This is a genomic window from Streptomyces sp. NPDC091649, from assembly GCF_044756785.1.
Classification (GTDB): Bacteria; Actinomycetota; Actinomycetes; order Streptomycetales; family Streptomycetaceae; genus Streptomyces.
On the sequence record NZ_JBIVTR010000029.1, the window covers coordinates 18,529 to 31,901 of the forward strand.

General features: G+C 72.4%; 14 protein-coding genes. 2 read left to right on the forward strand and 12 right to left on the reverse strand.

Going from position 1 to position 13,373, the window contains the following annotated elements; genetic code table 11:
* Window positions 1-121 precede the first annotated feature (121 nt).
* The 12 genes from ACIQMU_RS30790 to ACIQMU_RS30845 all read right to left on the reverse strand — a co-directional run bounded on the left by ACIQMU_RS30790 (window position 122) and on the right by ACIQMU_RS30845 (window position 10,583).
* Window positions 122-517 carry a helix-turn-helix transcriptional regulator gene (locus ACIQMU_RS30790; RefSeq protein ID WP_352243649.1) on the reverse strand — a complete coding sequence of 132 codons (396 nt, stop codon included), beginning with the start codon at window positions 515-517 and terminating at the stop codon, window positions 122-124.
* 216 nt (window positions 518-733) lie between these two features.
* On the reverse strand, window positions 734-1,534 hold the full coding sequence (locus tag ACIQMU_RS30795; protein WP_402690169.1) for a VOC family protein: 801 nt from the start codon (window positions 1,532-1,534) through the stop codon (window positions 734-736).
* 144 nt (window positions 1,535-1,678) lie between these two features.
* Entirely contained in the window at window positions 1,679-1,882 is a 204-nt protein-coding gene (locus ACIQMU_RS30800) for a hypothetical protein (RefSeq protein WP_352243647.1), read from the reverse strand.
* A gap of 61 nt (window positions 1,883-1,943) precedes the next feature.
* The gene (locus ACIQMU_RS30805) at window positions 1,944-2,918 is read right to left on the reverse strand and encodes a TerC family protein (RefSeq protein WP_402690170.1); all 975 of its coding nucleotides are present in this window, start codon (window positions 2,916-2,918) and stop codon (window positions 1,944-1,946) included.
* Between the two features lie 24 nt (window positions 2,919-2,942).
* Complete coding sequence (locus tag ACIQMU_RS30810) at window positions 2,943-3,758, reverse strand: enoyl-CoA hydratase/isomerase family protein (RefSeq protein ID WP_352243645.1); 816 nt, start codon at window positions 3,756-3,758, stop codon at window positions 2,943-2,945.
* Complete coding sequence (locus ACIQMU_RS30815; protein ID WP_352243667.1) at window positions 3,755-4,882, reverse strand: cytochrome P450; 1,128 nt, start codon at window positions 4,880-4,882, stop codon at window positions 3,755-3,757. Before ACIQMU_RS30815 ends, ACIQMU_RS30810 begins: the two co-directional genes overlap by 4 nt.
* Window positions 4,883-5,151: 269 nt before the next feature.
* Window positions 5,152-6,561, reverse strand: coding sequence for a cytochrome P450 (locus ACIQMU_RS30820; protein ID WP_402690171.1), 1,410 nt, complete (start codon window positions 6,559-6,561; stop codon window positions 5,152-5,154).
* Window positions 6,562-6,624: 63 nt separating this feature from the next.
* Window positions 6,625-7,215, reverse strand: a complete 591-nt coding sequence (locus tag ACIQMU_RS30825; protein ID WP_161266392.1) for an ATP/GTP-binding protein — start codon at window positions 7,213-7,215, stop codon at window positions 6,625-6,627.
* Window positions 7,190-7,564 carry a DUF742 domain-containing protein gene (locus ACIQMU_RS30830; RefSeq protein ID WP_352243643.1) on the reverse strand — a complete coding sequence of 125 codons (375 nt, stop codon included), beginning with the start codon at window positions 7,562-7,564 and terminating at the stop codon, window positions 7,190-7,192. The genes ACIQMU_RS30825 and ACIQMU_RS30830 overlap by 26 nt, the downstream gene beginning before the upstream one ends.
* Complete coding sequence (locus ACIQMU_RS30835; RefSeq protein WP_352243642.1) at window positions 7,561-7,965, reverse strand: roadblock/LC7 domain-containing protein; 405 nt, start codon at window positions 7,963-7,965, stop codon at window positions 7,561-7,563. Before ACIQMU_RS30835 ends, ACIQMU_RS30830 begins: the two co-directional genes overlap by 4 nt.
* The gene (locus ACIQMU_RS30840; protein ID WP_352243641.1) at window positions 7,962-9,209 is read right to left on the reverse strand and encodes an ATP-binding protein; all 1,248 of its coding nucleotides are present in this window, start codon (window positions 9,207-9,209) and stop codon (window positions 7,962-7,964) included. The genes ACIQMU_RS30835 and ACIQMU_RS30840 overlap by 4 nt, the downstream gene beginning before the upstream one ends.
* A 348-nt stretch (window positions 9,210-9,557) precedes the next feature.
* Entirely contained in the window at window positions 9,558-10,583 is a 1,026-nt protein-coding gene (locus tag ACIQMU_RS30845; RefSeq protein WP_352243640.1) for a LacI family DNA-binding transcriptional regulator, read from the reverse strand.
* A 306-nt stretch (window positions 10,584-10,889) separates the two neighbouring features.
* Here ACIQMU_RS30845 and ACIQMU_RS30850 point away from each other — a divergent pair, with 306 nt between their 5' ends.
* Together ACIQMU_RS30850 and ACIQMU_RS30855 are read left to right on the forward strand one after the other, a co-directional pair.
* Window positions 10,890-11,831, forward strand: coding sequence for a carbon-nitrogen hydrolase (locus ACIQMU_RS30850; RefSeq protein WP_352243639.1), 942 nt, complete (start codon window positions 10,890-10,892; stop codon window positions 11,829-11,831).
* A gap of 420 nt (window positions 11,832-12,251) precedes the next feature.
* Window positions 12,252-13,145, forward strand: a complete 894-nt coding sequence (locus tag ACIQMU_RS30855; protein WP_402690172.1) for an endonuclease/exonuclease/phosphatase family protein — start codon at window positions 12,252-12,254, stop codon at window positions 13,143-13,145.
* Window positions 13,146-13,373 lie beyond the last annotated feature (228 nt).

Consider the following 13,373-nt stretch of genomic DNA (forward strand, 5'->3'; position numbering starts at 1 on the left):
CGGCCGGGGGGCCGGGCGGACGGGGCCGCGGTGCGGGGCCGCGGCGCGCGGGCTGCCGTGCTGGGGACCGCGGTGGACGGGTGCCCGCCCGGGCCGTGTCGGTGCTCGTCGGCGGCCGGGCTCAGGCCCGGTCGATGTGCACGCTGGTCGACTTCACCCGGGCGGTCGCCCGCATCCCGACCTCAAGGCCCAGCTCCTCCACGGCCTCCCGGGTCAGCAGCGAGACGAGCCGGTGCGGACCGGCCTGGATCTCGACCTGGGCCGCGACGTCGCCGAGTTTCACCGCGGTGACGATGCCCGGGAACGCGTTGCGCGCCGAGGTGTACACGGCCTCGTCCTCGCCGCCCGTGCCCTGGCCGACCTCGATCGAGAACGCGGCCAGGGCGCGGCCGTCGATCAGACGTCTGCCCGCCTCGTCGCGATGGGTCGCGACCCGGCCGGCGTCCGCCCAGCGGCGGGCGGTGTCGGGGCTGACCCCGAGAAGTCGTGCTGCCTGGCCGATTGTGTAGGACTGCATGTGCGACACGCTAGGCCCTGACGGCTGGCATTCGCCATTCTCTGGGTGATGATCCACCGCAGATGCGTGCGACATGGAGGAAGGTACGAGCCCTCGGCCGCACACGGCGGCCGGGTGGTGTCCGGGCATGCGATCGGGCCGCGCCGGACTTCCGGTCGCGGCCCCTGGGGCCCGTGGGGTCCGTAGGACGCGCAGGAGGCGTCGGTCCCGGCTTGGTCAGGTCGCCGGGCTCGTCGCCGGCATCTCGCCCCGGGTGGTGTTCACGTCGACCACCGTGAAGGAGGCGCCCTGCGGGTCGCTGAGCGCCGCGAACCGGCCGAACGGGCTGTCCGTCGGCCCGGACCGCAGCACCCCGCCGCGCTCGGTCGCCTTCGTCACGGCGGCGTCGCAGTCCGGCACGGCGAAGTACACGTCCAGATGCGAGGGCGCCTCCGGCGGGTAGTCGTCGCCCATCGCCATCCGGCCGAGGACCGTCTGCCCGTCGACGCCGAACATGGAGAAATCCATCGACGGGTCGTCGAACCGTCGCACGGTGTACGGGAAGACCGAGGGGTAGAAGGCGTCCACCTTCCGCGGGTCCCGGGTGAGGACCTCGCTCCAGCAGTACCCGCCGGGCGCGCCCGTCTCCGTCTCGAACCCCTCGTGGCTGCCCGCCTGCCAGATGCCGAAGACGGCTCCGCCGGGGTCGCGGGCCAGTGCCATCGTGCCGAACTCGCCGACCCGCATCGGCTCCATCAGCACCTCGCCGCCGTTCTCGCGGACCTTCCGCGCGGTGGCGGCCGCGTCCCGGGACGCGAGATACAGGCACCAGGCCGCCTGGCCCTCCGCGCCCGGCATGGGCGGTACGACGGCCGCCGCAGCTCTGCCGTCCGCGTACGCCTGCGTGTAGTCGCCGAACTCCGACGCGTTCTCGCCGAACGTCCAGCCGAGCACGTCTCCGTAGAAACTCTTGGCCCCCTCGACGTCGGCGAACATGGCGTCCGCCCAGCATGGAGTGCCCTCGGGTTGTACAGCCATGGCGCAGGTCCTTCCCTGGAGTCGCTGCCTTCGGCCCCGCCCGTACGGGCAACGCTAGTGAGCCGGAGGCCGTTTCGCGCGTCGGGAGAAGGAGCGTCCGGGCCGTGGCCGGGAGGGCGGGTCCCGGCCACGGTGAGCGCGTGGCTACGAGGGACGGGTCCGGTGCCGGGCGGGGTGCTCCGCGGCGGCGTAGTCCGGGCAGTCGGGGTTCTCGCAGGGCCCCGCGCGCCAGACCGGGACGAAGACGCCCAGTGACTTCTGGCGGTGGATCTCGGACGGGACGGGCTGTTTGCAGGTCGGGCACATGAAAGCGGCCCGCTGATGAAGGTCACGCTTTTTGCTGGCCATTCCCTCACGATAGACGGGCGGGGAGCCTTTGGAAAGTCTTTCCCTTTCCATTACCCTCGCCTTACTCTTCCGGGCCGGTGCCGGAAGTGCCCGTGCCGCCCTCGCTCTTCGCCGGCCGGCGCATGCTCAGCGTCACCGAGACCGCCAGGATCACGACGATCACCGCCAGGCTCAGCGGCGACGGGATCTCCGGTACCGAGGTGCTGATCATCTTGTGGGACGCCTGGAGGATGAGCTTGACCGCGATGAAGGCGAGGATGATCGCCAGCCCGTGGCTCAGGTAGTGGAACCGGTCCAGCAGCCCCGCCAGCAGGAAGTACAGGGCCCGCAGGCCAAGGATCGCGAAGGCGTTGCTGGTGTAGACGATGAAGAGCTCGTCGCTGACCGCGAGCACCGCGGGCACGCTGTCGACGGCGAAGATGAGGTCGGCGGCCTCGATCGCGGCGACCACCGCGAGCAGCGGAGTGGCGACCCGCCGCCCCTCCTCGCGGACGACGAAGTGTGTGCCGGAATAGTGGTCCTGAACCGGCATGGTCTTCCGCAGCAGCCGCACCGCGAAGCTCTTTCCCGGATCGAAATTCTCCTCCTGGCCGCTGAGGATTTTATAGCTGCTGTAGAAGAGGATCGCGGCGAAGAGGAACAGCACGAAGGTGAAGCGATTGACCACCGCGACGCCGAGGGTCAGGAAAACGGCCCGGAAGACCAGGGCCCCGATGACGCCGAAGAAGAGCACCCGGTGCTGATACTCCCGGGGCACCTTGAAATAAGCGAAGATCAGCGCGAAGACGAAGAGGTTGTCTACCGACAGACTCTTCTCCAGCAGCCAGGCGGTGGTGTACTCCGTCCCGGCCGTGGTCCCGAGGGTCAGGAACACGACCCCGCCGAAGACGAGCGCGAGGCCCACCCACAGCGCGCTCCACAGTCCGGCCTCCCTGAAGCCGATGACGTGGGCCGTGCGGTGTGCCAGGAGGTCGACCGCCAGCGAGACGACGACGGTCACGGCGAACGCGATCCAGAGCCACATCGGTACGTCCACGCCGGAGGCCTTCCACTCGGGTTTTTACGAGTGTGACCCGCCGGCCCCTTCGCCGCTCGCCGGAGGGCGCCGGGTGGCGGCGGCGACCGAGGCCATCAGTTCCGCGTCGAGGTACGAGGGGTCGGCCAGCCGGGTGGCGGCGGCGTAGGAGTTCAACAGCGCCTTGGTGACCCGCAGCGCGGCCTCCGGGCGGCGGACCACCGGCTTCGCCCAGGCGGCGACCGCGTCGTCCAGCTCGGCCTCGGGCACCACCCGCTGGAGCACGGACAGCCCGTACGCCTCGGCGGCGTCGAAGGCCCGGCCCGTGAGGATGAGCTCGCGCACCCGGGCGGCGCCCACCTCGTGGATCAGCCGGGGCAGCAGCCCGCCCCAGGCGGTCGGCAGCCCGAGCGCCAGCTCCGGCAGGCGGAAGGAGGCGGTGTCCGCACCGACCCGCAGATCGCAGGCGAGGGCCAGCGCGAACCCCGCGCCGACCGCCTTGCCCTGCACCCGGGCGATGGTCACGGCCGGCCCGCCGGAGATCGCCTCGCAGACCCGGCGGGCCTTCTCCCCGGCGACCCGGATGCCCCGGCCGGTGGGGTCCTCCTCCAGCCACTGGCCGAACTCGGTGCGGTCTCCGCCCAGGCAGAAGTCGCTCCCCGCACCGCCGAGCACCAGCACCCGCACCTCGGGGTCCGGGACGGCAACGATGTCGAGCAGCTCGTCGAGCATCGCCTCGGTCACCGCGTTGCCGCTCGCGGGCGCGTTCAGCTCCACGTGCAGGACGGGTCCCTCGCGCCGGGTGCGTACCGTCGCCGAGCGTTCGTCGGGGACCAGGAAGGCGGGCAGCGAGAGCTTCACAGCGCCACGTCCAGGGAGGTGATCCGCCGGAAGACCATCCGGGGGGCGTACACCGGGGGGGAGGCGGCGCGCAGGGTGGGGAAGCGGTCCAGCATGCGCGCCAGCAGCGTCCGCGCCTCCAGCTTGGCCAGCGCCGCGCCCAGGCAGTAGTGCACCCCGCCGCCGAAGGTGAGGTGGCTTCCGCCGCGCAGGATGTCGAAGGCGTCCGGGTCAGGGTTCCGCCGCGGGTCGTGGTTGGCCGCTCCGTACAGGACGTGGATCATGCTGTCCTTCTTGATCGGGACCCCGGCCAGGACGGTGTCCTCGGCGGCGATCCGGGTGTTGATGTGGATGGGCGGGTCGTAGCGCAGCGCCTCGTCGACGGCCGCGTCGATGTGCTCCGGGTGCTCCCGCAGCCAGGCCCACCGGGTGGGCTCGGTCAGCAGGGCGGTCATCGAGCTGAGCAGCGTCGCGGTGGTCTCCAGCGAGGCGATGGTGACGAACATCGTGAGCCGGTAGAGGATCTCGTCCGCCCGCTCCCGGTCCGGTTCCATCGCGTCCCACGTGTGGATCCAGCCGGTCAGCACATCGTGGCGGGGCTCGGCCCGGCGGCGGGCGACCAGCTCGGTGAAGTAGGCGCGCAGTCGCAGGGTGGCCTCGGCGGAGACGGTGAGCTGCGACTTGGTGGGCAGCAGCTCCTGCGCGAAGACCTGCTGGTGTGTGATCTCCAGGATGTGCGGGTAGTCCTCGGGAGGTATCCCCAGCCAGGCCCCGACGGTGCTGATCGGCAGCTGCTCGCTGACGGTGGAGACGAAGTCCGCCTCACCCCAGCGGAGCTTGCCCGCCAGCTCGTCCAGCAGCCGGTCGGCGTCGCGCTCGACGTCGGGGGTGAGGCGTTCGATGGTGGAACGGTCGAAGAGGTTGCCCAGCGAGCGGCGCTGGCAGGTGTGCTCGGGGGCGTTGAGCCGGGCGAGTGTGGTGGTCATCTCCCGGGTCGCTATCGCGTCCCACTGTTTGGAGTCGTCCTGCCGCTCCTGCCAGGCGAGGTCGGGGGCGATCCAGTTGCGGCCCCGGAGCACCTGGCTGCACGCGTCGAAGCCGGTGACGAAATAGCCGTTCCATGGAGCGCGGACGACGTCACCCATCGTCCGCAGCTCCGCGAGTATCCCGTACGGATCGGCCTGGCCTTCCGGGGAATGGAGTCTGCGGAGCAGGCCGATGACCGCACGCCGTCCATCGGGTGTTCTCGTTGTACCGCCAGTGATGCTCACGCAGAGTTCCTCGACCTAGGCCCATGGTTACCGACCTGAACCTACCCCTCCGGATATCCGCGCCAAGCATCGTTCTTTGTTGCCCCCGTCACATGCAATCGTCACAAATGCCCGTTATCATATGCGAATTGTCGCCCCGTGAGTCATACGCGGAACACGTCGAGGAACGAACTCCACCAGCCCTTCGGCTTCTTGGCCGGCTCGGCGGCGTGACGGGGCGTCACGGGAGCGGCGGGGGCGGTGTTCCGGAACGGATCGGGCAGCTGCGCCGAGGTCTGGGCAGGGGCCTGCGCCCCGCCCCCCGCGCGCCGCGCGGCCGTCGGGGTGAACCGTACGGGCAGCGCCACCAGAGCCCGGTGGAACGGGCCCGGCCGCCAGGCCACCCCCGACGCGGGCACGGCCAGCGAGAGGTCCGGCACGGTGTTGAGGATGCGCTCGATCGCGGTCAGCGCGATCAGCGTCGCGGGGGACTTCGCCGGGCACACGTGCGGGCCCGCTCCCCAGGCCAGGTGGGCGCCCTTGCTCAGGGTCTGGCGGACGTCGGTGAGCCCGGGGTCGCTGTTCGCGGCGGCGAAGCTGATCAGCACGGGCGTCTCCGCCTTCAGCGTCACCCCGTCCAGCTCGATGTCCCGCACCGGGTAGTGCGTCGCGTAGTTCGCGATCGGCGGGTTGTTCCACAGGACGTCGTCGAGCGCGTCCTCGACGAGCATCCCAGAACCGCGCCGCTCGGGCGTGCCCGGCTGTTCGCCGGCGAGCATCAGCAGCAGGGCGTTGCCGATCAGATTGCGCTCCGGCTCCACGCCGGCGCCCATCAGCATGACCAGCTGGTCCTTCAGCTCCTCATCCCGCAGCCCCGCCGGGTGCTGGATCAACCAGGAGGTGATGTCCTCGCCGGGCTGACGGCGCTTGATCGCGACCAGCTCCATCAGGCACTCGGTCAGCTCGGAGTTGGCGCGGAGCACGTCCTCGCCGTCGAAGATGGCCGACATCGAGCGGGTCAGCCGGTCGCCGATGTCGCCGGGGCACCCGAAGAGCTGGTTGAACAGCAGCAGCGGCAGGAGCTTGGCGTACTCGTTGAGCAGGTCCGCGGTGCCGCGCTCGACGAACTGGTCGATCAGATAGTCGGCGATCCGCTCGACGTCCCGGCTCAGCCGGCTGCTGTTGAGCCGCGCCAGCGACTCGGTGACCGCCTTGCGCAGCCGCAGGTGCTCCGCCCCGTCGGTGAACAGGCAGTTGGGCCGGTACACCATCATCGGCAGGACCGGGCTGTCCATGGGGACGGCGCCCTCGCGCAGCGCGGCCCAGCGCCGCGAGTCCCGGGCGAACAGCGCCGGGTTCTGCAACACCCGCAGCGCCGCCTCGTGCTGCACGATCAGCGTGGCCTCCACGCCGGGCGCCAGCTCGATGGGCGCGGCCGGGCCGTGCGCCCGGGCCGCGTCGTAGAAGCGGTGCGGATCGGCGGCGAACTCCGGTCCGTACAGCGACGTCTGCTGCTGGTGCATGGGGCACCCGGCGGGGGCGCTGTACGGGGTGGCTCCCGGCGACGGGTCCATGGCGGCTTCCTCGATGTGGTCGCGGGGCCGGCTCGGCCCCGATGCGGATACGTGCGGGGTGCGTCAGGCCGCGTGCGCCAGCAGATGGCGGACCAGCGTGATCAGGGCCTGCGCGGAGGACTTCTGGTCCCGGGCGTCGCAGTAGACGACCGGGGTGTCCGGCAGCAGGTCGAGCGCCTCGCGCAGCTCGTTCTCGGCGTGCTGCGAGTACGGGTCGAAGCTGTTCACGGCGACCGCGTACTCCAGCCCGTACGTCTCGACCAGGTCGATGACGGGGAAGGTGTCGGCGAGCCGCGCCGGGTCGACCAGGAGCAGCGCGCCCAGCGAACCGCGCGCCATGTCCTCCCACAGCTCCACGAACCGCTGCTGGCCCGGCGTGCCGAACAGATACAGCACCAGTTCGTCGCTGAGCGTCAGACGCCCGAAGTCCAGGGCGACGGTCGTCGTCTTCTTGTCGGGTGCGCCGCGCAGATCGTCGACCTGGGCCGCGGCCTGGGTCATCCGCTCCTCGGTGCGCAGCGGAGTGATCTCGGACAGCGTGCCGATCAGTGTGGTCTTGCCCACGGCGAAGTGGCCGACGACGAGGATCTTCGCCGCGCGCTGCACCGCGTCCGGCACATAGATGCTCTCAGCCGAACCGGACTTGGAGTCCATGCAACACCTCTTCGAGGATCTTCCTGTCAACGAGCTGGGCCGGCGGCGGCGCCTTCCGGCGCAGCAGGTGTCCCTGCTGGTTTAAGTCCTGGAGCAGGAGACGGGCCACCCCGACCGGCAGGCCGAGGTGACCGGCTACCTCGGCCACCGACAGATAGCCGCCGGAGCACAGCTCCCAGATCGCCTTGACCTCGGGGCTCGGGCTCGGCGGCGGCTGGCGGTCGGGGGCGAGGGTGACGAGCGTGACGAGGGAGAGATCGTCCGCGTCGGGCAGCCCCCGCCCGCCGGTGATGACGTACGACCGGACGAACCCGCTGCTGACGCTGGTCTCCTCGCCCGGCGCCGTCATATGTCGCTGCCCGCGTTCTGGCGCGGAGGCGTGGTCATCGCCTTCCCCAGCGCGGTGACCTGCTGCTGCATCCGGAAGGACATCGCTTCCATGTCCACGTCGGCGGCGGCGGTGGCGGCGAGGTAGGCGCCGGCGCCGGCGGCGATCAGGAAGATCCAGCCGTCCTCGTACTCCAGGAGGGTCTGCCGCCAGCGGCCCGGCTCACGGGTCCCGATGAAGGGGGCGACGGCCCGGCTGAGGGACTGCATGGAGCTCATGGCCGCGGCGACGGTCTCCGCGTCGTCCCGGCCGATCTCGCTGGAGTTGGCGAGCAGCAGGCCGTCGGCGGACACGAGGATCGCGTGCCGGGCTCCGGGTACCTGGAGCAGGTCGTTGAGTACCCAGGACAGGTCGGGGTTCACTGGAACTCGGATCCTTCCGTCATCGTCATGTCGCGTCCGGACCGGGTGCCGCGCTGGAACGCGCCGAGTCGGGAGGCGGTCTCCTCGTTGCTGCGCACGGGCTCCGGCTCGGCCGAGGGGACCGCGGAGACCGGGCTCTTGCGACGACGCTTCGGCAGCCCCCCGGCGGTGGTGGTGATCTGGGCCAGCGGCTGGGTGGCGGTGTCCGGCTGGGGGGCCGGCGGGAAGAGCGGGGTGGGCGCCGGCGCGGGCGCGGCCTGCCGGTGGTCCGCCCGCCGGCCCTGCGGCGCGTGCGACACGGCCGCTTCGGGTGCTTCGACGGGCGCGGCGGCGGGCGGCGCCTCGGTGGTGAGCAGTTCGTCGGGGATGAGGACCACCGCGCGTACGCCTCCATAGGGGGAAACGGAGTCCACCGAGACCCGGAAGCCGTAGCGGGCGGCGAGCATCCCGGAGACGGCGAACCCGAACTGCGGCGGGATGCCCAGGCTGGAAACGCTGATCGCGGCCTGGGGGGAGAGGAGGGCCGCCGCGCGGTCCTTCTCCTCCTGGCCCATGCCGAGACCGGCGTCGTCGACGATGAGGCAGACGCCCGTCGGCACGGCCTGGATGTTGATCTCCACCGGGGTGCCGGGGGCGGAGTAGTTCGTGGCGTTGGCGAGCAGCTCGGCGAGGACCACCGCGATGGGTTCCACCGCCCGGCTGACGACGGAGAAGTTCACCTGGCCGTTGACCCGGACCCGGTCGAAGTGCCGGATGCGGCCCTGGGCGCTGCGGGCCACGTCGAAGACGGAGGCCACGGTCTCGCGCCGGCCGAGCCAGCCGCCGCAGAGGACGGCGATGCCCTGCGCGCGCCGGCCGAACTGGCTGTTGGCGTGGTCCATGGCCATCAGGTCGGCCAGGATTCCGGGGTCGTCGCCGTACTTGCGCTGGGCCTTCTCGATCACGACCTGCTGCTCGTCGGCGAGGCCCTGAAGGGTGCGGACGGCGGCCTTGAGGACGGCCTTGGTCTCCTCCTCGGCGTCCTTGCGGACCTCCGCGAGTTCGGTGGACTGACGCTGGAGCAGACCGTTGTGCACGACGTGGAGTTCGTCACGCTGGCGCAGGAGCGTGTCACGCTCCTGGCGCAGTTCGGCATGGTGTCTGCGCAGCTTGACGTTGGTCGCGCGAGCCCGCAGAACGGCGCCCACGGCGACCAGTGCTACGACAACCAGCGCCCAGATGACGGGGCCCTGTGGAAATGTCATGAGACTCACTTCAAGTGCCATGGCGGAAACGGCTTGACACCCCGTCATGCGGCACGCAGCCAGGGCTGTTTCGCCACGACCGTGCGCCGCTTCGGGAGGTGCCCCTCCGAAGGTGGGGCCGAGGAATTCATTCCTCCCGGAATGCCCCCATACGCCATCAGCCCACTGGAAGTAAGATGATCTTATCATCGGCTGCACTCTGAAATGTCAAGAGCGCCACGCCAGTTGCTGCTCGGCGCAGAATGTTCACATCGCGGAGATCTGGAGGACGGCCTCCGGGCCCTGCGCCGACCGCTGTCCTTCGCGGGCGGGAACGCGCGGCGCCGGGCCGGCCGGGGTGACGGGAAGTCAGCCCCGAAGCCCCGTGGAGGCGCGGGTCTCCAGGGACCAGGCGTGGCGGCGGACCGTGTCGGGGGCCGCGCGCTCCGCGAGGATGTCGCAGAGCAGCCCGGCGCAGGCGCGGCCGTACGCGGCGGGGCGCAGGTCGACGGCGGTGACGGGCGGTTCGGCGCCACGGGCGGCGGTGCCGTCGACGCAGGACGCGACGAGCAGGCCGGTGCCGCCGTCGGCCCCCGCGGCCCCGCCGGCCTCCCGGCCGAGGGCCGCCGCCGCGCGCAGGACGCCCGGGACCGAGCCGTCGGGGGCGCAGATCACCGCGTCGACGGCGGGGTCGGCGGCGAGCAGCTCCCGGGTGGCCGCCTCGGCCTCGCCCGGGGTCGCCGCGAACGGCACGGTGCGCAGGGCCACCCGCACTCCGTGGGCGTGCCCCCAGGACCGGGCGGTCGCGCGCAGGGCGGTCGCCCAGGCCGAGGAGCCGGACGGGGCCAGCAGCGCGGGGCGGCGCGCGCCGCGCTCGGCGACATGGTCGAGGAGTGCGGTCAGCGAGGCCGCGTTGTCGCAGACCACGGCACCGGTGGGGCCGTCGGCCGGGCCGAGGTAGCGCTCGCCCGTCACCACCGGGACGCCTGCGTCGAGCAGCCCCGGCACCGCGCTGTCGCCGACCTCGGGGTCGATCACCAGGAGCCCGTCGACGCGCGAGGCGATCCGTCCGCCCGAGGCCCCGGACGGTGCGAGCAGCACCATGTCGAGCCCGTCCTCCTGGGCGCGCTCGACCGCCCCGAAGGCGAGGTTCATGTAGTAATCCAGCCGGGTCGCGGTCGCCGGCAGGTGCAGCCCGACGGCCCCCGTGCTGGCGCGGCGCAGCCGCCGGGCGGCGCTGTTGGGGCGGTAGCCCAGCTCCTTTGCCACCGCGCGGACCCGCTCCCGGGTCGCCTCCGCGACCCGCCCCGAGCCCTGGAGCGCGTCGGACACCGTGCTCTTGGAGACCCCGGCGGCGCGGGCGACATCGAGGAGGGTCACGGTCGGGGAGGTCACGGGGGTGAAGTCTAGACGTTCGCCGATGGCTGGGCCGGGGGTTGCCGGAACGTTCCGGCACGGTTACATTGCCCGCATCTGCCGGAACGTTCCGGCAGGTGGGCGTTCGGCCGCCCTGCCCTCTGTCCCTCCGTCCGTCCTTCTCCGCCCGTACTCCTCGCCCCTCTGGAGCGTCCTCCCCCCTGGGCCCGTCCTCCCCGCTCCCCGCCTCCCCGTCGCCCGCCCGCCGTCCTGCCCGCGCCGCCCCCCCCTCCGCCCCCCTTTCCGTACCGTTTCCGCACCCCTTCCCTCTCCCAGGAACCCGCCATGCGTCTGATCACCGCGTACAACGCCCCCGCGTCCCCGACCCGGACCCGCCCCGCCGAGCGCGCCCCGCTGCGCGTGGCGGCGGTCCAGCAGCGCTGGCACCGCGACCCCGCCGAGCACCGGGCCGCCCTGCGGGAAGGCATCCGGCTCGCCGCCGCCGAGGGCGCCCGTGTGGTCTGCCTCCAGGAGCTGACCCTCTCGCCCTACTTCGCGGTCGTCCGCCGCGCCGACCACCCCGAGCCCGCAGGGCCGGAGGAGCTGCTGACCGGTCCCACCTTCACGTTCGCGGCCGAGGCAGCCCGCGAGTACGGCGTGTACGTGCACGCCTCGCTGTACGAGAAGGCCCCGGGCCCCACGGGCGAGGACGGCCTCGGCTACAACACCGCGATCCTCGTAGCCCCCGACGGGACCCTCGCCCAGCGCACCCGCAAGACCCACATCCCGGTCACCGAGGGCTACTACGAGGACGACTGGTTCCGGCCCGGTCCGGCCGGCGACGACGCCTTCCCGCTGGTCACGGTCGACGAGGCCGCCTTCGGCCTGCCCACCTGCTGGGACCAGTGGTTCCCGGAGCTGGCCCGTGCCTACTCCCTCGCCGGGGCCGACGTCCTCGTCTACCCGACCGCCATCGGCTCCGAGCCGGGCTTCCCCGGCTTCGACTCCCAGCCGCTCTGGCAGAAGGTGATCACCGGCAACGCCATCGCCAACGCCACCTTCATGATCGTGCCGAACCGCATCGGCGCGGAGAGGGGCCTCACCTTCTACGGCAGCTCCTTCATCGTGGACCCGTACGGCCGTGTGCTGGCCCAGGCCCCCCGCGACGAGCCCGCCGTCCTGGTCGCGGACCTCGATCTCGACGCCCGCCGCGACTGGCTGGAGCTGTTCCCGTTCCTGACCACCCGCCGCCCCGACGCGTACGGCCCGCTCACCGAAACCCGCTGAAACCGGGAGCCGCCGATGCAGGTAGCCGCTGACGCCGGGGCCCGCCGATGCCGGGAGTCGCTGACGCCGGGGCCCGCCGTGAAGCGCCCCGCTCCCGCCCGACTCCGGGCGCGAGCGGGGCGCCCCCCGGCGCCGGCCCCTCCTCCCGCAGCGGTGGCCGCGACGCGCACCGATACGTACCCGAAACAGAGCCGTGCGGTGCTCGAAGCACGCCCCTGACCGGCCGGAAGCAGGGGTCGCGGAGGCTGGTCCGCGTACCCGAAGCCCGGTGTACGCGACCGTCAGGAGACCTGAGCCGTGCTGAGCCCATCGGAGGCGGCCGAACCGGCCCCGGCCACCGGCCCCGCCGGGCCCCCCGCCCCTGCGGAACCCCGCGAACGCCGCCGCTCCGGCCGCCTCCTCCGCCGCCGCACGGACCGCCTGCTCGCCTCCGCCGCCGTGCTCTGCGCCGCGCTGACGGCGCTGCACGCGTGGATACCGAACACGGGCGTCAACGCGGGCAGCCTCGTCCAGACGCTGCTGCCCTGGACCGGCCTCGGCGTGCCGGTGCTGCTCGGGCTCGCCGCCGTACGCCGGTCCCGGACCGTCGCCGTGGCGGTGCTCGCGCCCGCCGTCGTCTGGGCCACGGTCTTCGGCGGCGCGCTCACCGACAAACGCTCGGGCGGCGGCGATCTGACCGTGGTCAGCCACAATGTGGACGAGGGGAACACCGACCCGGCCGGCACCGCCCGGGTGCTCGCCGGGGCGGGCGCGGACGTGCTGGCGCTCGAAGAGCTGTCCGACGCCTCGGCGCCCGTCTACTCCCGCGAACTGGCCGCCGCCTACCCGCACCACGCGGTGCTCGGCGGGGTCGGCCTCTGGAGCAGGCATCCGCTGGCGGACGTGAAGGCGGTGCCGATCATGCCGTGGACCCGGGCGATGCGCGCCACGGTCCGGACCCAGGGCGGGCCCGTCGCGGTGTACGCGGTCCATCTGGCGTCGGTACGGGTGTCGGCGGCCGGTTTCACGACGGGCCGCCGCAACGCGGCGGCCCGCGCACTGGCCGCCGCCCTCCGGGCGGAGCCCGCGCCCCGGGTCGTGGTGCTGGGCGACTTCAACGGGACGTTCCGGGACGGCGCACTGGCCCCGGTGACCTCCCACCTGCGGTCCGCGCAACGGGAGGCGGGCGCCGGCCTCGGGTTCACCTGGCCCGCCGCGTTCCCGGTGGTCCGCATCGACGACGTGCTGGTGCGGGGGATGACGCCGCGCGCCGCCTGGACCCTGCCGGCGACCGGCAGCGACCACCTTCCCGTCGCGGCCACGCTGAGCCGGTGAGGTGCTCGGGCCGGCTTTGGCGGCCGGTGACGCGCCCGTGCCGGTTTTGGCGGGCCGGTGACGCGCCCGTGCCCCGCTCGGCGCCTCTGTGGCGGACTCAGCGCATCGGTCCCCCCGCCACTCCCGGCCGGCGGCTTACTGACGGTTTCAAAATGAGGTTTTGAGTCGTCTCAAGCAGATGATGCTGCAGGCGAGTTGGAGAAGGCCGAGATGGAGGTCGGCGCGTAT